We start from the raw sequence: 23,798 nt of genomic DNA on the forward strand, positions 1-23,798 counted from the left end.
CGCGTTGCGGGCCGCAATCGGACAGGCGGCATAGGTGCATGGCTTTATGCGGCCCGTTTCGCACGCTTTGCCGCCCGTTTGAACGGGCCGACATACGCCAGCGCGCAAACGAAGAAAACGACAGCAAGCAACGTTTCGAGCCAGCCGAGCTGAGCGGAGAGGCCGCGCTCGCTCCAGCCGCGCACAATCCCTTCGGCGAAATACAGCAGGATCAGCATCGACGCCCATTGCAGCGTGTAAAGCCGTTGGCGCAGCACGCCGGGCAGGGCGAGCAGCAGCGGTATGGCTTTGAGAACGAGCGCGGTGCCGCCCGGACGCAGCGGCGCAAGCCACCATTCCCATGCGACCGAAAGCACGATCAGCGCGATCAGGGCCGCTGCTGAGCCGAGCGCCGCACCGCGCCGCCGCGCGGGCGTCGAAACTGAATCGGGCGTGCTCACGGACGTTCGCTCATGGCGGCGGCCGTGCGTGCGACGCGTGCCCCGAGCGCGACGGCAAGCGTTTTCTCATCTGCGGAAATACCGTGTTCCGCAGAATCGGCCCGCGCGAAATGCGATGCGCCGTAGGGCGTGCCGCCCGTCAGCGTGGTGGTCAGCGTGGTCTCGGTATACGGGATGCCGACGATCAGCATGCCGTGATGCAGAAGCGGCAACATCATCGATAACAGCGTGGATTCCTGGCCGCCGTGCAAACTGCCCGTGGACGTGAACACGCAGGCCGGCTTGCCGGCCAAGGCGCCGGATAGCCACTGCGGTGTGGTGCCGTCGAGAAAGTATTTGAGTGCAGCGGCCATATTGCCGAAGCGGGTCGGCGATCCGAGCGCGAGGCCCGCGCATTCTTCCAGATCGCGCAGCTCGACGTAGGGCGGGCCTTCCGCCGGAATATCGGGCTGGGTCGCCTCGCAGACGGTCGAGACGGGCGGCACGGTGCGCACGCGCGCCTGCATGCCGGGGACGCTGTCGACGCCGTGCGCGATCGCCAGCGCGAGCTCGCGCGTGGCGCCGTAACGGCTGTAATAGAGCACGAGAATGTCTTTCATAGGCCTGATCGAGTGAGCAGGTATTATAGGGGTTGGGTCCGCAGCACAGGCGGCTCGCGGGCAACCGGCGCGAGCCCTACACGGTTCATGAAGCAAGGAGGCAGGGTTTGTTGTCCAGGGTGCGTTTCGACCTCGATACGCTTAAACGTCTCGCGCAATTCGCCGCGAAGCGCAGCAGCGAAGATCGCATTCCCCAGGTGGCCGGCAGTCTGACGTTCACCACCATGCTCTCGCTCGTGCCGCTTGCGACGGTGGCGTTCGCCTTGTTCACCGCGTTCCCGATCTTCGGTTCGTTCCAGATGTCGCTGCAGGGTTTTCTGGCCGACCATCTGATGCCGTCGCAGATCAACGACCAGATTTTCAGGTACCTCAACGAATTCGCGGCCAAGGCCAAGGGCCTGACGACGATGGGCATGATCGTCCTGTTCGTCACTTCGGTGATGACGATGATGACCGTCGAATCCGCGTTCAATGTGATCTGGCGGGTGCGCAAGCCGCGGCCCTTTGCGCAGCGGGTACTGGTCTACTGGGCCGTCATCACGCTGGGGCCGATCCTGATTGGCGTGAGCCTGTCGATTTCTTCGTATCTGTTCACACGCTCGATGGCGTTCAGCGCCGCGCAGCACATCACGCCGCTGATCGATTGGGCGCTGACCGGAGCAGCGCTGCCGCTTACGGTGCTCGCTTTCACCATGCTCTACGTGTATCTGCCGAATTGCCGGGTGGAGTGGCGCGATGCAGTGGTTGGCGGCCTGGGCGCGGCCATCGCATTCGAACTGGCGAAACGTGGCTTCGGCTATTACATCCGGCGCATTCCGACCTATACGGCGGTGTATGGCGCGTTTGCGGCGGTGCCGATGTTCCTGCTGTGGATGTACCTGAGCTGGTTCATCACGCTGGCGGGGGCGATGGTGGCGTCGGCGCTACCGGCGATCCGCATAGGGCAGTTTCACCGGCCGCGCTTTGCGGGCAGCAATCTGTTCGATGCGCTCGAAATGCTCGCGCGGCTTTCCGAGGCGCGCGAAGCGGGCAAGCCTGGGTACACGTTGCAGGATCTCGCGCGCATGCTGCGCCGGGATATGGATACGACCACCCATTTGATTGATACGCTCGAGGAGATCGAGTGGATCGCGCGTCTGCAGGAAGACGGCTCGCGCCCGCGTTTCCTGCTGCTGGCCAATCCCGCCCAGGTGACAGTGGAACGGCTTTTCGACCTGTTCGTGATCGATCGCGCGGAGCTCGAATATCAGCTCAATCTGGAGTCCACGCGGGTGGACGGCGCGACGTTGCTCGCGGCGCTGGAGAACGACAAGCTGAGTGTGTCGCTCGCGTCACTGCTCGCCCTGCGGGCCTCAGCGCGTGCCGTGCGGGCAGCGGCCGAAGCCGAGGGACGGAATTCGTCAATGCCGCATCAGACGGCGTGAACGGCATGCCTTTGCGCTAAAGGGAAATCTTCCCGACGCAGATATCCTTGAACATCACCCAGTCGCCCATCAGGCTGTAGACGGGGTGCCGGAATGTGGCCGGGCGGTTCTTCTCGAAGAAGAAATGCCCGATCCATGCACACCCATAGCCACTGACGAGCGCAGCCGGCAACCACAGCCAATCGCCGGTGGCTAATGCCATGGCCAGACAGCCGATCACGCCCAGCGAGCCGACAAAGTGCAGGCGCCGCGAAACAACGTTGCGATGCTCCTCGAGGTAAAACGGATAAAACTCCGCGAAATTCGCGAAGCGTTCGGTATGAGCGGTTTGAGACATCTTGGCCTCCGTTTCGCTGCTCTCTTGTGGTCCATCCCCCGCCATGCCCGTTTATGCGGCATGGCGAACCCGGCCAGCGACAAGTGCATCGTTTGTGCGCCTGAAACCGGATGGGCCTGAATCATTGTGCGGCTATCGGCGGATGCGCGCAACCTGGCCATTCGGCCGATGGTGCGCGCCGCCGGGCGGCGCTATTGTCGAGCTTACAGAAGCGATTGAGCGGAACTGCATAGCTTTATGCGGATTGGCTGTCGAGGCCCGACGCAAAACTGAACAGCGCGTCCAGCGTTGCGTCCGGTTGCTCGGTCATCAGCGCGTGGCCGGCATCGAGCATTACCGTGGCGACCGTTGCACCGGCTTCTGCAAAAGCCTGAGCGAGCGCTTTCGTGGCGCGCGGCGGCGTCATGGCGTCGCGCCGTCCCACGATCAGCTGTACCGGGCAGCGCACCTGGGCTGCGCGTGCAAGGCCATCGGCGTAGGCATTGCAGGCCGTGAAGTCGGTGTGGAACAAACCGGGTTCGCCTTTGGCCGATAGCCGCTCCATCAGCCGCTGGTTCATGCCGTGCAGCCAGAAGCCCGGGCCGGGGCAGGATGGTTTCGCGGCCAGCGTCGAATGCGACCATTGATTGACCATGCCGATCGCCTCCGGCTCGCGGTTGAGCGCGGCGTCGAGCAGGGCGTCGGAGACGGCCATCGGCACGGCAGTGGCGACCAGCGCGAGACCGCTCGCACGTTCCGGATAGCGCGCGGCAAATTCGAGCGCGACGAGCGAGCCCATGCTGTGGCCAATCACGCAGGCGCGTGCCACGCCGGCTGCGTCCAGCAGCGCGGCGAGCCAGTCGGCCATGGAGGCGATATCGGTGAGCGCGGGGCCAGCGCTGCGATGATGGCCCGGCAGGTCGACGGCCAGCACACTGAAGCCGTGATGCGCGAAGTAACGGGTTTGCAGCGCCCACACGCTGTGGTCGTGCTCGGCGCCATGGATGAACACCGCGCAAGGCAGGCTGCAGTCGAACGGTTTGCCGCCGGTGTACGCGTAGGCCGCCTTGTTCTGGACCTCGAGGATCATGCGGACTCCCTGGGTGCGCCGCCGCTGGGGTTGCCGGAGCCTTGGGGACTGTTCTTTGGTTTGGCGGCGCTGCCGCTGGTGGGCTTCTGCGCGGCCTTGAGTGCGCGCTTGAGGTCGTCGATCAGATCGTCCGGATCCTCGAGGCCAATCGACAGGCGGATGGTGCCCTCGGCGATGCCCGCCGCGGCGAGTGCGGCGGCGTCCATGCGGAAATGGGTGGTAGAGGCGGGATGGATCACCAGCGAACGGGCGTCGCCGACGTTCGCCAGATGCGAGAACAGCGAGAGCGCTTCGATGAAGCGCCGTCCGGCGGCACGGTCGCCACGCAGGTTGAAGCTGAACACGGCGCCAGCGCCGCGTGGCAGCAGGCGCATGGCGAGCGCGTGATCCGGGTGCGAGTCCAGTTCGGGATACGCGACGGATTCGACCGCGGCGTGGGCAGCGAGAAATTCGACCACTTTGCGGGTGTTCGAAACGTGCCGGTCCATACGCAGCGGCAGCGTTTCGATCCCCTGCAGCAGTTGCCAGGCGGCTTGCGGATGCAGACACGCGCCGAAGTCACGTAGCCCTTCGCGGCGGGCGCGCAGCAGGAAGGGGGCAACGGTGCTTTCCTCGGCGAACACCATGCCGTGGAAACCCTCATACGGTTCGGTGAACTCGGGAAAGCGTCCGGACGCGTCGAAGTCGAAGGTCCCGCCGTCAACCAGCACACCGCCGATGGTAGTGCCGTGACCGCCGAGGAACTTGGTCGCCGAGTGGTAGACGAAATCCGCGCCATGCTCGAAGGGCTTGAGCAGGTACGGCGTCGTAAAGGTCGAATCGACCAGCAGCGGTACGCGGTGCTCATGCGCGATCCCGGCGACCGCGGCAATATCCAGCACGTCGAGCCCGGGATTGCCTAGGGTTTCGCCGAACAGCAGGCGGGTGTTCGGGCGCAGCGCGGCGCGCCAGCCGTCCAGATCGCCGGGTTTGACGAAAGTCGTTTCGATGCCGAAGCGGCGCAGCGTGTAGTTCAGCAGATTGTGCGAGCCGCCATACAGGGCGCCAGACGCGACGATGTGTGCGCCGGCGCCCATTAGCGTGGCGATCGCCAGATGCAGCGCGGCCTGGCCGCTGGCCGTGCCGATCGCGCCGGCGCCGTTTTCCAGCGCGGCGACGCGCTCTTCGAAGACGGCCACGGTCGGGTTCGAAATCCGCGAATACACGTGGCCGGCGCGTTCCATGTTGAACAGCGCGGCGGCGTGGTCGGTGTCGCGGAACGAGAACGAGGTGGTCTGGTAGATCGGCGTGGCGCGCGCACCGGTCGTGGGATCGGGGGCTGCGCCGGCATGCAGCGCAAGCGTATCGAAACGGTTGGCGGACATCCTGGGCGGCGGAGCCACGGGCAGCTCCGCGAAGGGTCAAAGTGGAGGCATCGTATCATCGGGGTTGACGGCTTCAAGTCCGATTTTCCCTGTATGGGGCGCTGCCACGCCCGTCCCGCCTTGGTGGGCGGCCCGCTTTCCTTTTACAGGCCTTTCCGCTAGGATCGAAATCAGTCATGTATTAACGGCTTCACCAGATTCCGCAATCACCCGTGCATGGGACCGCGAGTAGGCGCCAAAGCGCTAACCCCGGTCGACAAAGGAGACAATCATGCGAGTCAGCGACATTCTCAAGGTCAAGGGCAATACCCTGTTTACCGTCACGCCGGATACGCCGCTGCTCGACGCAGTCAATGCGATGGCCGAGCACGACATCGGCTCGCTGGTAGTCATGGAATATGGCGATCTGGTCGGCATGCTGACGTTCCGGGAAATCATCCTGACACTCAGCAAACATCACGGCAGCGTCGGCACCGCGACTATCCGTAAGGTCATGGACGACCATCCGCTCACGTGCACGCCGGAAACGGATGTGAACGAAGTGCGCCGCATGATGCTCGAGCACCACGTGCGCTATCTGCCGGTCATGGAGAGCCGCACGCTGATGGGCGTGATCTCGTTCTACGACGTGGCAAAGGCCGTGGTCGAGGAGCAGGGCTTCGAAAACCGCATGCTCAAGGCCTATATCCGCGACTGGCCGGAAGAGCGGGAGCAACAGACGGGCTAAATGCCCGGCGATGACCGTGTTGGCCGGGTCCGGTCGCAGCGGCCATCAAGTTGCCACAAGCCTGAGGTATAGGTCCAGGGGCGTGCGCGAAAGCGCGCGCCTTTTTTGCATCCGCGCGGTCCTTTCTCCTATTTCCCAACTACATGAGCGATCGTCCGATACCCGCCGCCCGCCGCGCAACCCGCACTAGCGACGCACACGAATCCCAGTTCCGCCTGCTCAGCGAGCGACGCTTTGCGCCGTTTTTCTGGACCCAGTTCCTGGGCGCCATGAACGACAACGTGTTCAAGATCGGCTTTACGTCGCTCGTAACGTATCAGACGGCGCGCTTTTCCGGGGTCGATGCGAAGACCGCGGCGTTCCTGATCTCGGCGATCTTCATCCTTCCGTTCGTGCTGTTGTCGGCCACCTCCGGCCAGATCGCGGACAAGTACGACAAGGCGATGCTGACGCGCTTTGTGAAGACGTTCGAGATCGCTGTGATGCTGATCGGCGGCACGGGTTTCTGGCTGCATAGCGCGCCGCTGCTGTATCTGTGCACGTTTCTGATGGGTGTCCATTCCACCGTGTTCGGCCCGGTCAAGTATTCGTACCTGCCCCAGCATCTGGCGAAAACGGAACTGGTCGGCGGCAACGGCATGGTCGAAATGGGCACCTTCGTCGCGATCCTGATCGGCACGATTATCGGCGGAGAAGCGGCGGGCTTCGTCGAACATGGCGCCGTGGTGCTGGCCTGCGCCTGCGTCGGGATTGCGCTGGTGGGGCGCGTCGTGTCCATGTTTGTGCCCGCTACGCCGGCGCCGCAGCCCGATCTGCAGATCAACTGGAATCCGGTCAGCGAAACGTGGCGCAATCTGAAAATCGCCCACGAAAACCGCACGGTGTTTCTGAGCCTGCTGGGTATTTCGTGGCTGTGGTTTGTCGGCGCGACGTTTCTGTCGTCGTTTTTCAATTTTGCCAAGGACGTGCTGTCGGCCAATCCCGATGTCGTCACCGTGCTGCTCGGCACGTTTTCCATCGGCATCGGGCTCGGTTCGCTAATGTGCGAACGGCTCTCGAAGCGACGCATCGAAATCGGCCTCGTGCCGCTCGGCTCGATCGGTATGAGCGTGTTCGCCATTGATCTGTTCTTTGCAAGCCACGCGTTACCGCCGGCAGCGCATTTGCTGAGCGTCGGCGAATTCCTCACGATGCCCGCCAACTGGCGCGTGCTTGCCGATCTGTTCCTGCTCGCCGTGTTCGGCGGCCTTTATAGCGTGCCGCTGTATGCGCTGATCCAGAGCCGCAGCCAGCCGAGCCATCGTGCACGCATCATCGCAGCCAACAATATTCTCAACTCGCTGTTCATGATCGTCTCGGCGCTGATGGCGATGGCCTTGACCACCGCGGGCGTCAGCATTCCGGGTCTTTTCCTGGTGACTGCCCTGCTCAACATCGTGGTGGCCACCTACATCTACTCGCTGGTGCCGGAATTCCTGCTGCGCTTTATCGCATGGGTGCTGGTGCATACGTTCTACCGGATCCGGCTCGTGCATGCCGAGCGCATTCCGGAGGAGGGCGCGGCGGTGCTGGTGTGCAATCACGTGAGCTATGTGGACGCGATCGTCATCATGGCCGAAAGCCCGCGTCCGATCCGCTTCGTGATGGATCACCACATCTTCAGGTCGCCGTTTGCCGGCTGGGTGTTTCGTCACGCGAAGGCTATTCCGATCGCGCCGTCGCACGAGGACCCGGAAATGCTAACGCGGGCCTATGAAGCCTGCGCGCGGGCGCTCGCTGAGGGTGACCTGGTGTGCATTTTCCCGGAAGGCAAGCTGACCAGGACCGGTGATCTGAACCCGTTCCGTCATGGCGTGACCGAGATCATCCGTCGCACGCCGGCGCCGGTGGTGCCGATGGCCCTGCGCGGGCTGTGGGGCAGCGTGTTTTCACGTGGCGCCGAGACGCGCTGGCCGCGACCGGTGCAAAAAGGTGTGATGAGCCGGCTGACGCTGGCGGTCGGCGAGCCGCTCGATCCGGCGCAGGTGACGCCGGAGGGGCTGCAGCAGATCGTGACGGAGTTGCGCGGGGCGCGGAAGTAGGGACTGCTGCTCTGCTACCCTGAGTTGCTGTGCTGTGCTGTGCTGTGCCTCGCTAGCGCGCGCCGACCCGCGTGGCGGGCGGCGACTTGCGTGGGCCGCCGTCACTTGTCCGTTCGGCCAACGCCCGTCTGGTGCGGCCCTCGCCTTAGACGAGGCTGGCATAATAGCGGTTTCCCCGCATCTCTTTGGACGACGCTCATGTCCGGCAATACGCTTGGTACGCTTTTCACTGTCACGACCTTTGGCGAATCGCATGGTCCCGCTATCGGCTGTGTGATCGACGGTTGCCCGCCGGGAATGACGCTGGTCGAAGAAGATATCCAGGTCGAACTGGACCGCCGCAAGCCGGGCACCTCGCGTCACGTCACGCAGCGCAAGGAAGAGGACAAGGTCGAGATCCTGTCGGGCGTGTTCGAAGGCGTCACCACCGGTGCGCCGATTGCGCTCCTGATTCGCAACACGGACCAGCGCAGCAAGGACTACGGCAACATCGCGGATACGTTCCGTCCGGGCCATGCTGATTACACCTACTGGCAGAAATTCGGTATCCGCGACTATCGTGGCGGCGGCCGTTCGTCGGCGCGTCTGACGGCGCCTACTGTTGCGGCTGGCGCCGTGGCCAAGAAGTGGCTGCGCGAGCACTTCGGCACCGAGATTCGCGGCTACATGGCGACGCTTGGTGAGATCGAAGTGCCGTTTGTCGACTGGTCGCACGTGCGCGAAAACCCGTTCTTCGCGGCGAACGCCGAGGTGGTGCCGCAGCTCGAAGAGTACATGGACGCGCTGCGCAAGGATGGCGATTCGATCGGCGCGCGCATCAACGTGGTTGCCTCGGGCGTGCCGGTCGGGCTCGGCGAGCCGCTGTTCGACCGCCTCGACGCCGATATCGCGCATGCCATGATGGGCATCAATGCGGTGAAGGGCGTCGAGATCGGTGCGGGCTTTGCCAGCGTCGCCCAGCGCGGCTCGGTGCATGGCGACGAACTGACTCCGGAAGGCTTTGTCGGCAATCACGCGGGCGGCGTGCTCGGCGGGATTTCGACGGGGCAGGACATCACGGTATCGATCGCCATCAAGCCGACCTCGAGTATCCGTACGCCGCGGCGCTCCATCGACAAGGCTGGGCAACCGGCCATCGTCGAGACCTTTGGGCGTCATGATCCTTGCGTCGGTATTCGTGCGACGCCTATCGCCGAGTCGATGCTGGCGCTGGTGCTGATCGACCATGCGCTGCGCCATCGCGCGCAGTGCGGTGATGTGGTCGTTACTACGCCGAAGATCGCGGCGAGCGCGCCGTAAGTCGCGTTCCGCGCGACTTATCGTCTGTGTCGGAATTCCGCAATGATCGACCCGAATCCCCGTGCAGCCGACGGCGCGGACGCGCTGTCGCAGTTGCGTGCGCGAGTCACCACGCCGCAAGCGAGCGCCACGGACTGGCTGGCGTTCGGCCAAGCCTTGCTGCAGGCGGCAGGGCGTAACCGGGACCAGCAGCGCGAAGCGCTTGTCGCACTGGTGCAGGCCTATCAGCTCGATCCCGCTTGCGATCCGACGCTGCTTCACATCATTGCTCAAACCGGATTTATGCTGCGCGACTGGCCTTTGGTCGACTCGGCGACGTCGTTGCTGCTTGCGCGCAACGCGGAAGATGCTAACGCGCTCGTCTGGCGCGCCGCCGCCATCCAGCAACGCGACGATTTCGACGAAGCTGAGCGTCTGTTGCGCGAGGCCGTGCGGGTGGTGCCGGGTAATCCGGTCGCGCTGCACAAGCTCGCGTTGTGCATCAAGGAACAGGCTCGCTTTGCCGAAGCCGAGACACTGTTGCGGCGTGTGCTCGAACTGTCGCCGAACAACGCGCACGCGACGTTCGATCTGTCGGAGCTGGAAATACGCTCCGGCCGCTATGACGACGGCTGGGCAAACTACGAATCACGCATCGCATTTGGCGACGACCTGAACGACGCACATCGTGCGCTCGCCGAGATCAGCAGCTACTGGCAGGGTGAGTCGTTGGCCGGCAAGACGCTGATCGTGTACGGCGAGCAAGGCAACGGCGATTGCCTGTGGGCCGTGCGCTTTTTGCCGCTGCTCGCTGAGCGGGCACGGCGCGAGGGCGGCCGGGTGATCTTTGGCCACGACGGGCCGCTGCGGCACCTGTTCGAGCGCATGTTGCCCTCCGATGTGGCGCTCGAAACCAGCCTCATCACCCAGCCGGATTTCCACTGTGGGCTGATGAGCTTGCCGTTACGGCTCGGCATCTTCGATTCGGCAGGCTGGGGACGCCCCTATCTGAGTGCCGACTCGGCTCGCGCCGGGCTGTGGCGCGAGCGTGTCGGGCAGACGGCAGTGAGTGGTGGGCCTAAAGTCGGGCTGGTGTGGAACGGCAATCCGCAGCACATTCGTGATGCGCGCCGCTCGGTGCCAGTCGACCAGCTGGAGCCGCTCCTGATGGTGCCAGGCATCACCTGGTTCGCGCTGTCGCCAGGGCGTTCTGCGACGATCGAGCAATGGCGCGAGCACGGCATTCAGATTGTCGATCCCACGCCGCATTTCGAGGCTGGTTTCGATGACGTCGCGGCGCTACTCGCCAATCTAGACCTTGTCGTGACCATCGACAGCGGTCCTGCTCATCTGGCCGGCGCGCTTGGTGTGCCGACGTGTCTGATGATCGATCATGTGTCGGCGTGGTTTTGGGGCGACCAAACGACGCAACGCACGCCATGGTATGACTCGGTCGAGCTGTTTCGTCAGCCGGCGATCGGTGCGTGGGCGCCTGTGCTGGCGAGCGTACGCGAGAGACTGGAAGCGCTGGTACGGTTGCCAAGGCATTGAACCGGGGCGGTATCGTTACAGCGTTTCAGCAAGCCCCAACCCCGCAGACGAAAAAAAACGCCGCTCATCCATCATGGCGAGCGGCGCTTTTGCGTCCTGTGACTCCGCGCTAATGTGCTAACACCCCAGCGCCACCAGTCGCATCACATATTCGGATAGTTCGGCCCACCGCCGCCTTCTGGCGTGACCCACACGATATTCTGCGTCGGGTCCTTGATATCACAGGTCTTGCAGTGCACGCAGTTCTGCGCATTGATCACCAGACGCTCGCTGCCATCGTCGTTCTTCACGAACTCATACACCGCTGCCGGGCAATACCGCGATTCCGGCCCCGCATACGTGCTCAGGTTCACGTTCACCGGCACGCTTGGATCTTTCAGCGTCAGGTGGGCCGGCTGGTTCTCCTCGTGATTGGTGTTCGAGATGAACACCGAGGACAGCCGGTCGAACGTCAGCTTGCCATCCGGCTTCGGATACACGATCGGCTTGCACTGCGACGCCGGTTTTAGCATCTCGTGGTCCCAATGCTGGTGGTGCAGAGTCCACGGCACATTGCCGCTCAGTAGCTTCTGCTCGATGCCCACCATCAGCGTGCCCAGGTACAGGCCCTTGCTCATCCACTGCTTGAAGTTGCGTGCGCGGTACAACTCCGTGTGCAGCCAGGAGGTTTTGAACGCCTCCGGATACGCCGTGAGTTCATCGCTCGTGCGGCCGGCCTGCACGGCATCGAACGCGGCGTCGGCGGCCAGCATGCCGGTCTTGATCGCGGCGTGCGAACCCTTGATGCGCGAGGCGTTCAGGAAGCCCGCGTCGTCGCCCACCAGGGCCCCACCCGGGAACACCAGCTTCGGCAGCGACAGCAGGCCGCCGGCGGTGATCGCGCGTGCACCGTAGGAGACGCGCTTGCCGCCATCGAGGAACGCGCGGATCGACGGATGCGTCTTGTAGCGCTGGAATTCCTCGAACGGCGACAGGTACGGATTGGTATAGCCGAGGCCCACCACGAAGCCGACCATCACCTGGTTGTTGTCCAGGTGATAGAGGAACGAGCCACCGTAGGTGTCGGATTCGAGAGGCCAGCCTGCCGTATGGATCACCAGACCCGGCTTGTGCTTGGCCGGATCGATTTCCCACAGTTCCTTGATGCCGATACCGTAGACCTGCGGATCGGCGCCGTCGCGCAGTTTGAATTTATCCTGCAACTGCCGCCCCAGATGGCCGCGCGCGCCTTCGCAGAACAGCGTGTACTTCGCGTGCAGTTCCATGCCGAGCTGGAAATTCTCGGTCGGCTGGCCGTCCTTGCCGATACCCAGGTTGCCGGTGGCGACACCTTTGACCGAGCCGTCGTCGTTGTACAGAACCTCGGCCGCCGGAAAGCCCGGGAAAATCTCCACACCCAGCGCCTCGGCCTGCTGGCCGAGCCACCGCGTGACGTTCGCGAGGCTGATAACGTAGTTGCCGTGATTCTTGAAGTTGTCAGGCAGCGCCCAGTTGGGCACGCTCTTCGAACCGCTTTCGGAGAGAAACAGGAAGCGGTCTTCGGTCACTTCAACGTCCAAAGGCGCGCCTTTTTCCTTCCAGTCGGGGATCAGTTCGTTCAGCGCGCGAGGGTCCATGACCGCGCCGGAGAGGATGTGCGCCCCGATCTCCGAGCCCTTTTCCAGTACGCAGACGCCGATTTCGACGCCTTTTTCCGCTGCCAGCTGCTTCAGACGGATCGCCGCGGACAGGCCAGCGGGGCCGCCGCCGACGATCACCACGTCGTATTCCATCGACTCGCGCGGGCCGTACTGCTCAATGAGACTTGCGGGGGTCATTGATGCTCCTCTTACCGTTAGAATGCTTTTTTCGGGATCGTATTGTGGGCGAACGGTTCCGGCGCCGCAACCCAATGAATAAAGATTAGCACGATCGTTCTATTTATGTGATACGGTAGCGGCCCGGCGTTTCACCGGGTATGCCCCAGGTATTCACGAAGTTCCGCGGCCTCGCCGCGCGTGTAACCCCAACCGAACAAGGTAAACACAATGGGCCGTTCGATCAATCTGGAAGGCAAGGTTGCGCTGATTACGGGCGCCTCGAGCGGGCTGGGCAAACGCTTCGCTCAGGTGCTGTCGCAGGCTGGCGCGAAGGTCGTGCTGGCCAGCCGCCGCACCGAACGCCTGAAAGAATTGCGCGCCGAAATCGAAGCCTCCGGCGGCGCTGCGCACGTGGTGTCGCTCGACGTCACCGATTACCAGAGCATCAAGTCGGCCGTGGCGCATGCCGAGACGGAGGCGGGCACCATCGATATTCTGGTGAATAACTCGGGCGTCTCGACCACGCAGAAGCTAGCGGAAGTCACGCCCGCCGATTTCGAATACGTGTTCGACACGAACACGCGCGGCGCGTTCTTCGTGGCCCAGGAAGTCGCCAAGCGCATGATCATGCGTGGCAACGGCGGTCAGAAGCCGTCGTACCGGATCATCAATATCGCTTCGGTGGCGGGTCTGCGTGTGTTGCCGCAGATTGGCCTCTACTCGATGAGCAAGGCCGCGGTCGTTCATATGACGAAGGCGATGGCGCAGGAATGGGGACGCCACGGCATCAACGTGAACGCGATCTGCCCGGGCTATATCGACACCGAAATCAATCATCACCACTGGTCCACCGACCAGGGGCAGAAGCTGGTTTCGATGCTGCCGCGTCACCGTGTCGGTCAGCCTGAAGATCTCGACGGCTTGCTGCTTTTGCTGGCCGCTGATGAATCACAATTCATCAACGGCTCGATCATTTCCGCCGACGATGGCTTTGGGCTTTCCTGATTGGGCGTGGGTTTGAGCCTCAGTTGTGTCTAAGAACCGCGCCCCGTTTCAACCTGTAGAAAAAGTACGATGAGCGAACACCACCCCGTTTTTGAAATGTCCATGCCGATCCGCTGGGGCGACATGGACGCATTCGGCCATGTGAACAACACGGTCTATTTCCGCTACATGGAGCAGGTGCGGATTTCCTGGTTCGAGCAACTGGGTATTCTCGGCGGCAATGAGGAAGGGCAGGGGCCAGTGATCGTCAACGCATCGATGGAGTTCCTCAAGCAGCTCCATTATCCTGGCGACGTGATTGGCCGGATGTCGGTCGGCACACCAGGCCGCAGCAGTTTCGACACCGGTTTCGAACTGAGGCGCGCCGATGACCCGTCGACCGTCTATGCACGGGGCGCCGCGCGTTGCGTGTGGATCGACTACGCGGCGGGCAAGTCGGCGCCGATTCCCGATCTGCTGCGCTCGACTATCGAAAACGCGGTGCTCGTCAAGCCGGTTTGAGGCGGCTCCGCTGTCGGCCAGAGTTCGCGTTTTAGCGCATTCGTCCGGTTTCGTGCAGAGCGGCTCCATGTAGCGAACCTGCTGCAAGCTCTTGCGCAACCGTCAATGCCCGAGCAGCCTCTGCAGCAGTTCCGTCGCATTGCCCGTATCGTATTTACGCATCAGCCGCGCCCGGTAGACGTCCACCGTGCGTGAGCTGATGTCCAGCACGCGCCCAATCTGCTTGCTGGTCTTGCCCGTCACCAGTTGCGCGGCGATTTCCCGCTCGCGCGGAGTCAGCTCGATAGCGACGCGCCGTGTCGCGCTCAGATCCTCGAAAGTCCACACGCCCGCGGCATGCGGGTTAGCGCGCTCGAGCGAGCGGCCCGTCACGTGACACCAGAACAATTCCCCATTGGCGCGCCTCATGATCCGGTCGTCGGCGTAGCTGCCGTGCGCGGTCATGATGGGCGGAATGCGTTCGCCAATCCGCTCGAACTCGTCCGCCGACGGGTACAGCACCTGAAACGACTGCCCCAGCAGCGACTCGCGCGGACAGCCGAAGATCGACGCCAACTGGTCGTTGCAGTCTTCAATGAAGCGCTCGCGCGACAGCACGAGGCCGATCGGCGCGAGGTGGAAGGCGGTTTGGTAATCCAGTGCGGGCATGAAAGGTGCGCAAGCAGGTGCGGAAGCGGAAAATCACTTATGTATTTTTGCGTATTGTGCCGTATGGCCCGCGCATCGTACCCTTTCGGGCAAATCATACGGCTGCAGCGAGGCCGCGGGTGAAGGGTCTGCCGGGCCGGCTGTGCGATGTCGACGCAAGGCTGGCTGCGGATGACTAGAATGACGTTCTGGGCTCAACCCGCATCACCACGCATCACCACGCATCGCACCAATCCGGCGGCCGGCGTACCGGATTTTCGGGTTTCCATAAAGGAAGGGACACACTGATGAACAAGGTCTATCCAGACGCGGCTACCGCGCTCAAGGACATCGTCAAGGACGGCCAGACATTCGCCGTCGGCGGCTTTGGCCTGTGCGGCATCCCTGAGGCGCTTATCTCGGCGCTGCGCGATTCGGGCGTCAAAGGCATCACCTGCATCAGCAATAACGCGGGTGTGGACGGTTTCGGCCTTGGCCTGCTGCTCGAAACACGCCAGGTCAAGAAGATGATCTCGTCGTATGTGGGCGAAAACAAGGAGTTCGAGCGCCAATACCTGGCCGGCGAACTCGAGCTCGAATTCACGCCGCAAGGCACGCTTGCCGAGAAGCTGCGCGCGGGCGGCTCGGGCATTCCAGCGTTCTTCACCAACACCGGCTACGGCACGTTGATTGCCGAGGGCAAGGAAACCCGCCAGTTCGGCGAAAACCATTACGTGCTGGAGCATTCGCTGACGGCCGACGTCGCGCTCGTCAAGGCGTGGAAGGCCGACAAATCGGGCAACCTGATCTATCGCCGCACGGCGCGCAACTTCAACCCGATGTGCGCGATGGCGGGCAAGATCACCGTGGCGGAAGTCGAGGAAATCGTGGAAGTGGGCGAGCTCGATCCGGACGCCATCCATACGCCGGGCATCTTCGTGCAGCGCATTGTGCTCAATGCGCATCCGGAGAAACGCATCGAACAACGCATCGTCCGCGCGAAAGGAGCGTAATCATGGCATGGACTCGTGACGAAATGGCCGCGCGCGCGGCGAAGGAATTGCAGGACGGCTTCTACGTGAACCTCGGCATCGGCTTGCCGACGCTGGTGGCGAACCACGTGCCGGCGGGTGTCGAAGTGTGGCTGCAGTCGGAAAACGGCCTGCTTGGCATCGGCCCGTCGCCGACTGAAGAGGAAGTGGATGCTGACCTCATCAACGCCGGCAAGCAGACAGTGACGACGCTGCCGGGTTCGTCGATCTTCTCGTCGGCGGACTCGTTCGCGATGATTCGCGGCGGCCACATCAACCTCGCCATTCTGGGCGCCATGCAGATCAGCAAGAAGGGCGATCTGGCGAACTGGATGATTCCGGGCAAGATGATCAAGGGCATGGGCGGTGCGATGGATCTGGTGGCGGGCGTCAAGCGCGTCGTCGTGCTGATGGAGCACGTCGCGAAGGGCGACCAGCACAAGATCCTCGAGGAATGCACGCTGCCGCTGACGGGTGTGGGCGTGGTCGATCAGATCATTACTGACCTCGGCGTGATCGAAGTGACCGCGGACGGTCTGAAGCTGACGGAGCTGGCGCCGGGCGTGACGGTGGATGAGATCAAGGCCAAGACCGGTGCGCCGCTCGATGTGAGCGCTGTGGGCTGATTGGGCGGGTGTGCGGCACGGTTGAGTGGATGCAGGGTTGCAGTTGAGTCCTGCTGAAGCACGGCCGATGTGAAGAATGCTGCGAAGGATGCAGTAAAGCGGGCGAGACGGGTTGGGTCTTCGCCCGCTTTGTTTTGGGCGTTGGCTTGGCGCATTTGCTTATGTCTTCAGGACGATCCTTGGCACGCGGCAAAGCGGTTTACAATCGTCTTCACTAGTTAGTGCTCGCCAAGGAAATCTGATGACCGTCACGTCCCCAGCTCTGCATACTGCCGCCGGCACGGCTACGCCCCGCCAACGTTTCGTGCAGTGTGCGAGCCCCGGTGGCTTGCATCGTGTTGCCTACACGGAATGGGGCGACCCGGCGAATCCGCGGGTGCTGGTGTGCGTGCATGGCCTCACGCGCTCAGGGCGTGATTTCGACCGGTTGGCAGCGTCGTTTTCGGACAGATATCGCGTGATTTGTCCGGATGTGGTCGGCCGCGGTCTTTCATCGTGGCTGAACGTCCCCAACTACTATGCCGTGCCGCACTACGTCGCGGACATGGTCACGCTGATCGCGCGGCTCGACGTGGAAAAGGTGGACTGGTTCGGCACCTCGATGGGCGGCCTGATCGGGCTGGGTCTCGCGGGCCTGCCGGGCTCTCCGATCGAGAAGCTGCTGCTGAACGACGTCGGTCCACATCTCGAACCGGCCGCGGTGAAGCGAATCGGCGATTATCTCGGCAAGCCCATGCAGTTCGAAACGCTGCAGCAGGGCATCGATTACGCCGCCTTGCTGGCGCAATCCTTCGGCCCGTTGACCCCGGAAGAATGGCGCGAAATCAACACGCCGCTGCTGCAGGAGCGCGACGGTGCCTGGTATTTCCGCTACGACCCCCGCATCGGCCAACCGTTCGCTGCTATTACCGACGAAGTGGCGGCGGGTGGAGAGGCTGCATTGTGGGGCGCGCTAAAGGCGATTCAGGGACCGGTGCTGGTAGTGCGCGGAGAAAAGTCCGACCTGCTGTCGCGTGAAACGGTCGAGAAGATGATTGCCGAGGGCAACAAGGTGTCGAGCGTGGAAATCCCCGGTGTGGGTCATGCGCCCGCGTTTCTCAGCGCCGAGCAGATCGGGATTGCGCGCCGCTTCTTCATCGGACCTGGCGCTGACGCGTCATAATATGGGGTTGTGCGGCGCGCCTCTTTCGAGCGACCCGCCGCGGAACGCAGGATCGTTCAACCGCATTGTTCAATCTTAACCATCATCAGGAATTGCCATGGCAGTCATTCGTCATCACGTCGGCAAGCGACTCTCCGAAATCGCTGTGCATAACGGCACCGTGTACCTCGCCGGCCAGATTGCCGAGGACGCGGATCAGGACATCACCGGTCAGACCCGTGAAGTACTTGGCCATATCGACCGTCTGCTCGCTGAAGTGAACAGCGACAAGTCGCATCTGTTGTCGGTGCAGATTTACATCGCCGACATGGTTCACTTCGCTGGCATGAACGCTGTGTGGGACGAGTGGGTCGCGCAAGGCGAAACCCCGCCGCGAGCGACGGTCGAAGCGAAACTTGCGAACCCGAAGTGCCTGGTTGAAGTGGTCGTCGTGGCCGCACAGCGCAGCTAGGTCCGCATCTGAAACTGTTGTTGAATCCCTGTTGATCCGTCTGGCCCGTTGGGCCGTCGCACCATGAATACCGATACCGTTACGACCGTCCCGATTCCGCTGCCTTCCTTCGAAGAAGCGATGGCATTCGTGCGGGAGCATGCGGGTGAGGTGCGGCTGTCATCGGGCGAATTGTTGGCCGATCATGCGGCGGGCACTGCAGCGATCATGCGCACGCTCAATGTCGACCCGCCGGCGGTGCTGGCGGCGGCCTTGTTCGCGCTGACGCCGCATCTGCAAGACCCGGAGCGCGTGATCGCCGATAACTTTGGCGAAGAGGTCGCGCAACTCGTGGGCGATGTGCGCAAGTTGCTGCGTTTGGGTACCGTCAGTTTGCGCGCGGCGCAGAACGCCATTCCCGAAGCGGGACGCGACGCCCAGGCGGCGCGGCGTGCGCAGGTCGAGGCGTTGCGCAAGATGCTGCTTGCCTTTGCGCAGGACATTCGCGTTGTGCTGATCCGGCTCGCATCGCGGCTGCAATCGATGCGTTACTACGCGGCGGCCAAGATGACGCCGTCTCCCGACGTAGCGCGCGAGACGCTCGATATTTACGCGCCGCTCGCAAACCGTCTCGGCATCTGGCAGGTGAAGTGGGAACTCGAAGACCTCGCGTTGCGCTTCGAAGAGCCTGCCACGTATAAGCGCATCGCGAAGCTGCTCGACGAGAAGCGCGTGGAGCGTGAGAGTTATGTGGCCGCGGCTATCGCGCGTCTGCAGCATGAGCTGGCTGCCGCGCATATTCGCGCCGAAGTGAGCGGGCGGCCAAAGCACATCTATAGCATCTGGCGCAAGATGCGCGGCAAGGACCTCGATTTCTCCGAGCTGTACGACGTGCGCGCGTTTCGCGTGATCGTGCCGGACATCAAGGACTGCTATACCGTGCTCGGTATCGTGCACAACCTGTGGCAACCGGTGCCCAAGGAATTCGACGACTACATTTCGCGGCCGAAGCCGAACGGCTACAAGTCGCTGCATACGGTGGTGATCGGCGATGACGGGCGCGCGTTCGAAGTGCAGATCCGTACCCAGGAGATGCATCAGTTTGCCGAGTACGGCGTAGCGGCGCACTGGCGCTACAAGGAGGCCGGCACGCGCGGCTACGGCGGCCAGGTCACGGCGAGCGAGAAGTACGACGAGAAGATTGCGTGGCTGCGCCAGTTGCTGGCGTGGAAGGATGAAGTGTCCGAGGGTGAGCATGGCGAGAAGCGCGCGGCGCAGCCGTGGGAGCAACTACGTCAGGCCACGTTCGACGACGACCACATCTATGTTTTGACACCGCAGGCGCGCGTGATTCCGTTGCCGCAAGGCGCGACGCCGCTCGACTTTGCCTATCACCTGCATAGCGAGTTAGGACACCGTTGCCGCGGTGCGCGTGTCGATGGTGCGATGGTGCCGCTCAACACGCCGTTGCAGAACGGTCAGACGGTCGAGGTCGTCGCGGTGAAAGAGGGTGGTCCGTCGCGCGACTGGCTCAACCCGCAGCTTGGCTATCTGCATAGTCCACGTGCACGGCAGAAAGTGCGCGCGTGGTTCAACGCAGTCGAGTATCAGGAGACCATCGCGACGGGCCGGGCGATGGTCGAAAAGACTTTGCAGCGCGAAGGCAAGACCTCGGTCAATCTCGACCAGCTTGCGACGAAGCTCGGCTTCAAGTCCACGGAAGACCTGTTCTCGGTGGTCGGCAAGGAAGAGTTCAGCTTGCGTCAGGTCGAGCAGGCACTGCAGGATGCGCCGCCACCCGAACCGGAGGTCGAAGTACCCGAGCAGTTCGAAAAGCGCAGCAGCGGCTCGAGTGTCGCGCATGGCGCATCGACCGGTGTGCTGGTGGTGGGGGTCGACGCGTTGCTCACGCAGCTCGCGCGTTGCTGCCGTCCGGCACCGCCTGATGGTATCAGTGGTTTTGTTACGCGGGGCAAGGGCATGTCGATTCACCGCAGCGATTGCCCGACGTTCATGCGAATGGCCGAGCGTGCGCCCGAGCGCGTATTGGAAACCGCATGGTCCGCAGACGTGATGAATGGTCGCGGGCAGTCGGTGTACCCAGTGGACCTGACAATTGATGCAACGGATCGTCAAGGCTTGCTGCGCGATATCTCCGAAGTGTTTGCGCGCGAGAAGATGAACGTGATCGGTGTGAAGACACAAACGCGTCGTAATGCAGCCTTCATGCAGTTCACGGTCGAGGTGTCGAGCGCGGCGCAGATTCAGCGCGCCTGTTCGCTGCTTGGAGAAGTCACGGGCGTGTTGCGGGCGGGGCGTAAAAGTTAACGCAAGGTGTGATGCACGCGGGGCCGCGTGCCGTCTTTCACATGCGCGGAAACGGCAGCGCGGATTTTTCAGTGCCGGTGTACAAAAGTACTTGCCAAGCGATGTGGCGCTCCATATAATCTCGTTTCTTCAGGCTCGTAGCTCAGCTGGTTAGAGCACCACCTTGACATGGTGGGGGTCGTTGGTTCGAGTCCAATCGAGCCTACCAACGAAAGAGAAATTCCGGTTTGCCGGGGTTTCGCAAGCTGCAGTAAGCGCCTTGGCGCAAAAGGCGAATACGGTTATGACACCGCGAACGTTGACCGAAACCACTTCGGAGCGACGCTAGTCGAGGACCACTTTCGCCAATGTAGTTTGCAGGAAATGTGAATGCGGCCCCTCGAAAGCGGGGCCGCATTTTTTTTGTCTTATTTGATGGTTGTATATGCCGCCGCCGGTCGGCATTTCGGAGAACGCAATGGTTTCGATACGTCTGCCTGACGGTTCTGTTCGTCAATACGAGCACCCGGTGACGGTCGCGGAAGTGGCCGCGTCGATCGGCCCTGGCCTCGCGAAAGCCGCGCTCGGCGGCAAGATCGACGGTGAGCTGGTCGATACGTCCGCGTTGATCGATCACGATGTGTCGCTCGCAATCGTCACGGAAAAAGACGCCGACGGCCTCGACATCATTCGCCACTCCACGGCGCACTTGCTCGCGTACGCGGTGAAAGACCTGTACCCCGAAGCGCAGGTGACGATCGGCCCTGTGATCGACAACGGTTTCTACTACGATTTCGCGTACAACCGTCCCTTCACGCCGGAAGATCTCGAGAAGATTGAAAAGCGCATGCAGGATCTCGCGAAGAAGGACGAGCCGGTGTCGCGCCGCGTGGTGTCGCGCGACGAAGCGGTGGACTACTTCAAGAGCATCGGTGAAAAGTACAAGGCCGAGATTATCGAGTCGATTCCGTCAACCGACGAGATCAAGCTGTACTCGCACGGCGGCTTCACGGATCTGTGCCGCGGCCCGCACGTGCCGTCCACCGGCAAGCTGAAGGTTTTCAAACTGATGAAGGTCGCGGGCGCGTATTGGCGCGGCGATTCGAAGAACGAGCAGTTGCAGCGTATCTACGGCACGGCCTGGACGAAGAAGGAAGACCAGGAAGCGTATCTGCACATGCTCGAAGAGGCGGAGAAGCGCGATCACCGCAAGCTCGGCAAGCAGCTCGACCTGTTCCACATGCAGGACGAGTCGCCGGGCATGGTGTTCTGGCATCCGCGTGGCTGGACGTTGTGGCAGCAGGTCGAGCAATACATGCGCCGCCGCGTGAACGATGCGGGCTACCTCGAAATCAAGACGCCGATGATCATGGACCGTTCGCTCTGGGAAGCGTCGGGCCATTGGCAGAACTATCGTGAAAACATGTTCACGACCGAATCGGAAAAGCGCGACTACGCGATCAAGCCGATGAATTGCCCCGGTCACGTGCAGGTGTTCAACCATGGTCTGCGCTCGTACCGCGATCTGCCGCTGCGCTATGCGGAGTTCGGCTCGTGCCACCGCAATGAATCGTCGGGCTCGCTGCACGGTCTGATGCGCGTGCGAGGCTTCGTGCAGGACGACGCGCACATTTTCTGTACCGAAGACCAGTTCATCAGCGAATCGATCGCGTTCAACACGCTGGCGATGAGCGTGTACAAGGATTTTGGCTTCGACAACGTCGACATCAAACTGTCCTTGCGTCCGGACGCCCGTGCCGGCACTGACGAAACGTGGGATCGCGCCGAGCAGGGTCTGCGCGACGCGCTGACGGCCTGCGGTGTGACGTGGGAAGAGTTGCCGGGCGAGGGCGCTTTCTACGGTCCGAAGGTCGAATATCACATCAAGGACGCGCTGGGCCGCTCGTGGCAATGCGGTACGCTGCAGCTCGACATGGTGCTGCCGGAGCGTCTGGGCGCCGAATACGTCGCCGAGGACAATAGCCGTCGCCGCCCGATCATGTTGCACCGGGCAATCGTCGGATCAATGGAGCGCTTCATCGGTATTCTGATTGAGCACCATGCTGGTGCAATGCCGTCCTGGCTGGCGCCGATGCAGGTGGTTGTAATGAATATCGCGGAAAGTCAGACCGAATATGCGCAGTCTTTGACTCAATCGTTGCAAAAACAAGGGGTTAGAGTACAGGCCGATTTGCGCAACGAGAAGATTAGCTATAAAATACGGGAGCACACGCTAGAAAAGGTGCCGTACCTCCTTGTGGTCGGCGACAAAGAGCGTGATGCTCAAACGGTAGCCGTGCGTGCCCGTGGCGGTGTTGATCTGGGTGTCATGCCCGTCAGCGCCTTCATTGAACGTCTGCGTCAGGACGTGCAGTCGTTCAGGTAAACCACTTGGCAGCCCGGCTCGTTTTTTTAATTTTTAGAGGAAACGTAACATCGCTACTGATAAGTCTGCGCACCGCATCAACGGTGAAATCACTGCACCCGAGGTGCGTCTGGTCGGAGTCGAGAACGAACCCCTCGGCATTGTGAAACTTGCCGATGCTTTCCGCATGTCGGAACAGCAAGATGTAGATCTGGTTGAAATCGCCCCTCAGGCGGTGCCGCCGGTTTGCCGCTTGATGGACTACGGCAAGTTCAAGTACTCGGAAGCGAAGAAGCAGCACGAGGCCAAGCTCAAGCAGAAGATTGTCCAGGTGAAGGAAGTCAAATTCCGCCCGGGCACCGATGACGGCGATTACAACGTCAAACTGCGCAACCTCATTCGCTTCCTCGACGACGGTGACAAGACGAAAATCACGTTGCGTTTCCGCGGCCGCGAAATGGCCCACCAGGAAATCGGTATGCGCATGCTGGAACGCCTGCGCACTGACCTTGACGAAGTCGGTCAAGTCGAGCAAATGCCGAAAATGGAAGGGCGCCAGATGATCATGGTGCTCGCTCCGAAGAAAAAGAAGTAAGCAACGCGCGTGGTTGCAAGTGCGTTGCCGGGTTGTGCACCGTGAGGCGCGCAACTGTTACTGTGAAAAGATTGAGTTGTACTTCGCTGCATGTGTGGCGAAGACCAGCAGGTTTCGGAGCAGCGCCCAGATAAATGGGCGCAGTTCCTGAAAAGCAGCGGCCAGCAGTATCGGCCGGCTGCATACCAAGTGGACTGGGTTTCGAAGGGCGGGTAATGGCCATCAGGCCGACCGCACACCCATATCCATCTAATAATGGAGTTGTCATGCCGAAGATGAAGACCAAGAAGAGTGCTGCAAAGCGCTTCGTGGTGCGTCCGGGCGGTACCGTCAAGCGCGGTCAAGCCTTCAAGCGCCACATTCTTACCAAGAAGACCACCAAGAACAAACGCCATCTGCGCGGTTCCACAGCAGTTCATGAGTCAGATATGAACTCCGTGCGCGCAATGATGCCGTTCGCTTAACCCTTAACTAAAACTC

At 62.1% G+C, this 23,798-nt stretch carries 22 protein-coding genes and 1 tRNA gene; 16 read left to right on the top strand and 7 right to left on the bottom strand.

Features of this window, described 5'->3' with window-relative positions:
* Window positions 1-44: 44 nt before the first annotated feature.
* Window positions 45-440, bottom strand: coding sequence for a DUF2069 domain-containing protein (locus BUS06_RS08965; RefSeq protein ID WP_074263948.1), 396 nt, complete (start codon window positions 438-440; stop codon window positions 45-47).
* On the bottom strand, window positions 437-1,039 hold the full coding sequence (gene wrbA / locus BUS06_RS08970; protein ID WP_074263949.1) for an NAD(P)H:quinone oxidoreductase: 603 nt from the start codon (window positions 1,037-1,039) through the stop codon (window positions 437-439). The genes BUS06_RS08965 and wrbA overlap by 4 nt, the downstream gene beginning before the upstream one ends.
* 107 nt (window positions 1,040-1,146) lie before the next feature.
* Here wrbA and BUS06_RS08975 point away from each other — a divergent pair, with 107 nt between their 5' ends.
* Window positions 1,147-2,463 (top strand): YihY family inner membrane protein, encoded by a 1,317-nt coding sequence (locus BUS06_RS08975; RefSeq protein WP_074263950.1) that lies wholly within the window; start codon window positions 1,147-1,149, stop codon window positions 2,461-2,463.
* A gap of 16 nt (window positions 2,464-2,479) precedes the next feature.
* Here BUS06_RS08975 and BUS06_RS08980 read toward each other — a convergent pair whose 3' ends face one another.
* The 3 genes from BUS06_RS08980 to BUS06_RS08990 form a co-directional block, all read right to left on the bottom strand.
* Entirely contained in the window at window positions 2,480-2,800 is a 321-nt protein-coding gene (locus tag BUS06_RS08980) for an Mpo1-like protein (protein ID WP_074263951.1), read from the bottom strand.
* A 235-nt stretch (window positions 2,801-3,035) separates the two neighbouring features.
* On the bottom strand, window positions 3,036-3,869 hold the full coding sequence (locus BUS06_RS08985; protein WP_074263952.1) for an alpha/beta fold hydrolase: 834 nt from the start codon (window positions 3,867-3,869) through the stop codon (window positions 3,036-3,038).
* Window positions 3,866-5,233: an O-acetylhomoserine aminocarboxypropyltransferase gene (locus BUS06_RS08990; RefSeq protein ID WP_074263953.1), complete on the bottom strand. Its 1,368-nt coding sequence runs from the start codon at window positions 5,231-5,233 to the stop codon at window positions 3,866-3,868. Before BUS06_RS08990 ends, BUS06_RS08985 begins: the two co-directional genes overlap by 4 nt.
* A gap of 271 nt (window positions 5,234-5,504) precedes the next feature.
* Here BUS06_RS08990 and BUS06_RS08995 point away from each other — a divergent pair, with 271 nt between their 5' ends.
* The 4 genes from BUS06_RS08995 to BUS06_RS09010 all read left to right on the top strand — a co-directional run bounded on the left by BUS06_RS08995 (window position 5,505) and on the right by BUS06_RS09010 (window position 10,870).
* Entirely contained in the window at window positions 5,505-5,960 is a 456-nt protein-coding gene (locus tag BUS06_RS08995) for a CBS domain-containing protein (protein WP_074263954.1), read from the top strand.
* A gap of 143 nt (window positions 5,961-6,103) precedes the next feature.
* The gene (locus tag BUS06_RS09000) at window positions 6,104-8,041 is read left to right on the top strand and encodes an MFS transporter (RefSeq protein WP_074263955.1); all 1,938 of its coding nucleotides are present in this window, start codon (window positions 6,104-6,106) and stop codon (window positions 8,039-8,041) included.
* Between the two features lie 198 nt (window positions 8,042-8,239).
* Window positions 8,240-9,340, top strand: coding sequence for a chorismate synthase (gene aroC, locus BUS06_RS09005; RefSeq protein ID WP_074263956.1), 1,101 nt, complete (start codon window positions 8,240-8,242; stop codon window positions 9,338-9,340).
* 42 nt (window positions 9,341-9,382) lie between these two features.
* A complete protein-coding gene (locus tag BUS06_RS09010; protein WP_074263957.1) occupies window positions 9,383-10,870 on the top strand; it encodes a tetratricopeptide repeat protein in 1,488 nt (495 codons plus the stop codon).
* Window positions 10,871-11,013: 143 nt separating this feature from the next.
* On the opposite strand, the gene BUS06_RS09015 is transcribed toward BUS06_RS09010, so the two are convergent.
* Entirely contained in the window at window positions 11,014-12,687 is a 1,674-nt protein-coding gene (locus tag BUS06_RS09015; RefSeq protein WP_074263958.1) for an electron transfer flavoprotein-ubiquinone oxidoreductase, read from the bottom strand.
* Window positions 12,688-12,897: 210 nt separating this feature from the next.
* Between BUS06_RS09015 and BUS06_RS09020 the strand changes: the two genes are divergently transcribed.
* Entirely contained in the window at window positions 12,898-13,674 is a 777-nt protein-coding gene (locus tag BUS06_RS09020; protein ID WP_074263959.1) for an SDR family oxidoreductase, read from the top strand.
* 69 nt (window positions 13,675-13,743) lie between these two features.
* The gene (locus tag BUS06_RS09025) at window positions 13,744-14,175 is read left to right on the top strand and encodes an acyl-CoA thioesterase (protein WP_074263960.1); all 432 of its coding nucleotides are present in this window, start codon (window positions 13,744-13,746) and stop codon (window positions 14,173-14,175) included.
* Between the two features lie 102 nt (window positions 14,176-14,277).
* Here BUS06_RS09025 and BUS06_RS09030 read toward each other — a convergent pair whose 3' ends face one another.
* A complete protein-coding gene (locus BUS06_RS09030) occupies window positions 14,278-14,823 on the bottom strand; it encodes a LuxR C-terminal-related transcriptional regulator (protein WP_074263961.1) in 546 nt (181 codons plus the stop codon).
* Between the two features lie 287 nt (window positions 14,824-15,110).
* Here BUS06_RS09030 and BUS06_RS09035 point away from each other — a divergent pair, with 287 nt between their 5' ends.
* From BUS06_RS09035 to rpmI, 9 genes are all read left to right on the top strand, one after another.
* The gene (locus tag BUS06_RS09035) at window positions 15,111-15,815 is read left to right on the top strand and encodes a CoA transferase subunit A (protein WP_074263962.1); all 705 of its coding nucleotides are present in this window, start codon (window positions 15,111-15,113) and stop codon (window positions 15,813-15,815) included.
* Between the two features lie 2 nt (window positions 15,816-15,817).
* A complete protein-coding gene (locus BUS06_RS09040) occupies window positions 15,818-16,459 on the top strand; it encodes a CoA transferase subunit B (protein WP_074263963.1) in 642 nt (213 codons plus the stop codon).
* Between the two features lie 241 nt (window positions 16,460-16,700).
* Entirely contained in the window at window positions 16,701-17,621 is a 921-nt protein-coding gene (locus BUS06_RS09045) for an alpha/beta fold hydrolase (RefSeq protein ID WP_074263964.1), read from the top strand.
* A 97-nt stretch (window positions 17,622-17,718) separates the two neighbouring features.
* Window positions 17,719-18,072 (top strand): RidA family protein, encoded by a 354-nt coding sequence (locus tag BUS06_RS09050; protein WP_074263965.1) that lies wholly within the window; start codon window positions 17,719-17,721, stop codon window positions 18,070-18,072.
* 63 nt (window positions 18,073-18,135) lie between these two features.
* On the top strand, window positions 18,136-20,379 hold the full coding sequence (locus BUS06_RS09055) for a RelA/SpoT family protein (protein ID WP_074263966.1): 2,244 nt from the start codon (window positions 18,136-18,138) through the stop codon (window positions 20,377-20,379).
* A 131-nt stretch (window positions 20,380-20,510) separates the two neighbouring features.
* Window positions 20,511-20,587: transfer RNA gene (locus tag BUS06_RS09060), tRNA-Val, on the top strand.
* A 249-nt stretch (window positions 20,588-20,836) separates the two neighbouring features.
* Window positions 20,837-22,744 (top strand): threonine--tRNA ligase, encoded by a 1,908-nt coding sequence (thrS, locus tag BUS06_RS09070; RefSeq protein WP_074265986.1) that lies wholly within the window; start codon window positions 20,837-20,839, stop codon window positions 22,742-22,744.
* 49 nt (window positions 22,745-22,793) lie between these two features.
* Window positions 22,794-23,318, top strand: coding sequence for a translation initiation factor IF-3 (gene infC, locus BUS06_RS09075; protein WP_074263967.1), 525 nt, complete (start codon window positions 22,794-22,796; stop codon window positions 23,316-23,318).
* 266 nt (window positions 23,319-23,584) lie between these two features.
* Window positions 23,585-23,782: a 50S ribosomal protein L35 gene (gene rpmI, locus BUS06_RS09080; protein WP_074263968.1), complete on the top strand. Its 198-nt coding sequence runs from the start codon at window positions 23,585-23,587 to the stop codon at window positions 23,780-23,782.
* Window positions 23,783-23,798 lie beyond the last annotated feature (16 nt).

Source organism: Paraburkholderia phenazinium, from assembly GCF_900141745.1.
In the GTDB taxonomy this organism is placed as follows: Bacteria; Pseudomonadota; Gammaproteobacteria; order Burkholderiales; family Burkholderiaceae; genus Paraburkholderia; species Paraburkholderia phenazinium_B.

Bases quoted from the DNA above. Each gene is read 5' to 3' on its own strand.
- wrbA (WP_074263949.1), bottom strand. From the start codon at position 1,039: ATGAAAGACATTCTCGTGCTCTATTACAGCCGTTACGGCGCCACGCGC.
- BUS06_RS08980 (WP_074263951.1), bottom strand. From the start codon at position 2,800: ATGTCTCAAACCGCTCATACCGAACGCTTCGCGAATTTCGCGGAGTTT.
- BUS06_RS08985 (WP_074263952.1), bottom strand. From the start codon at position 3,869: ATGATCCTCGAGGTCCAGAACAAGGCGGCCTACGCGTACACCGGCGGC.
- BUS06_RS08990 (WP_074263953.1), bottom strand. From the start codon at position 5,233: ATGTCCGCCAACCGTTTCGATACGCTTGCGCTGCATGCCGGCGCAGCC.
- BUS06_RS08995 (WP_074263954.1), top strand. From the start codon at position 5,505: ATGCGAGTCAGCGACATTCTCAAGGTCAAGGGCAATACCCTGTTTACC.
- BUS06_RS09000 (WP_074263955.1), top strand. From the start codon at position 6,104: ATGAGCGATCGTCCGATACCCGCCGCCCGCCGCGCAACCCGCACTAGC.
- aroC (WP_074263956.1), top strand. From the start codon at position 8,240: ATGTCCGGCAATACGCTTGGTACGCTTTTCACTGTCACGACCTTTGGC.
- BUS06_RS09010 (WP_074263957.1), top strand. From the start codon at position 9,383: ATGATCGACCCGAATCCCCGTGCAGCCGACGGCGCGGACGCGCTGTCG.
- BUS06_RS09015 (WP_074263958.1), bottom strand. From the start codon at position 12,687: ATGACCCCCGCAAGTCTCATTGAGCAGTACGGCCCGCGCGAGTCGATG.
- BUS06_RS09020 (WP_074263959.1), top strand. From the start codon at position 12,898: ATGGGCCGTTCGATCAATCTGGAAGGCAAGGTTGCGCTGATTACGGGC.
- BUS06_RS09025 (WP_074263960.1), top strand. From the start codon at position 13,744: ATGAGCGAACACCACCCCGTTTTTGAAATGTCCATGCCGATCCGCTGG.
- BUS06_RS09030 (WP_074263961.1), bottom strand. From the start codon at position 14,823: ATGCCCGCACTGGATTACCAAACCGCCTTCCACCTCGCGCCGATCGGC.
- BUS06_RS09035 (WP_074263962.1), top strand. From the start codon at position 15,111: ATGAACAAGGTCTATCCAGACGCGGCTACCGCGCTCAAGGACATCGTC.
- BUS06_RS09040 (WP_074263963.1), top strand. From the start codon at position 15,818: ATGGCATGGACTCGTGACGAAATGGCCGCGCGCGCGGCGAAGGAATTG.
- BUS06_RS09045 (WP_074263964.1), top strand. From the start codon at position 16,701: ATGACCGTCACGTCCCCAGCTCTGCATACTGCCGCCGGCACGGCTACG.
- BUS06_RS09050 (WP_074263965.1), top strand. From the start codon at position 17,719: ATGGCAGTCATTCGTCATCACGTCGGCAAGCGACTCTCCGAAATCGCT.
- BUS06_RS09055 (WP_074263966.1), top strand. From the start codon at position 18,136: ATGAATACCGATACCGTTACGACCGTCCCGATTCCGCTGCCTTCCTTC.
- thrS (WP_074265986.1), top strand. From the start codon at position 20,837: ATGGTTTCGATACGTCTGCCTGACGGTTCTGTTCGTCAATACGAGCAC.
- rpmI (WP_074263968.1), top strand. From the start codon at position 23,585: ATGCCGAAGATGAAGACCAAGAAGAGTGCTGCAAAGCGCTTCGTGGTG.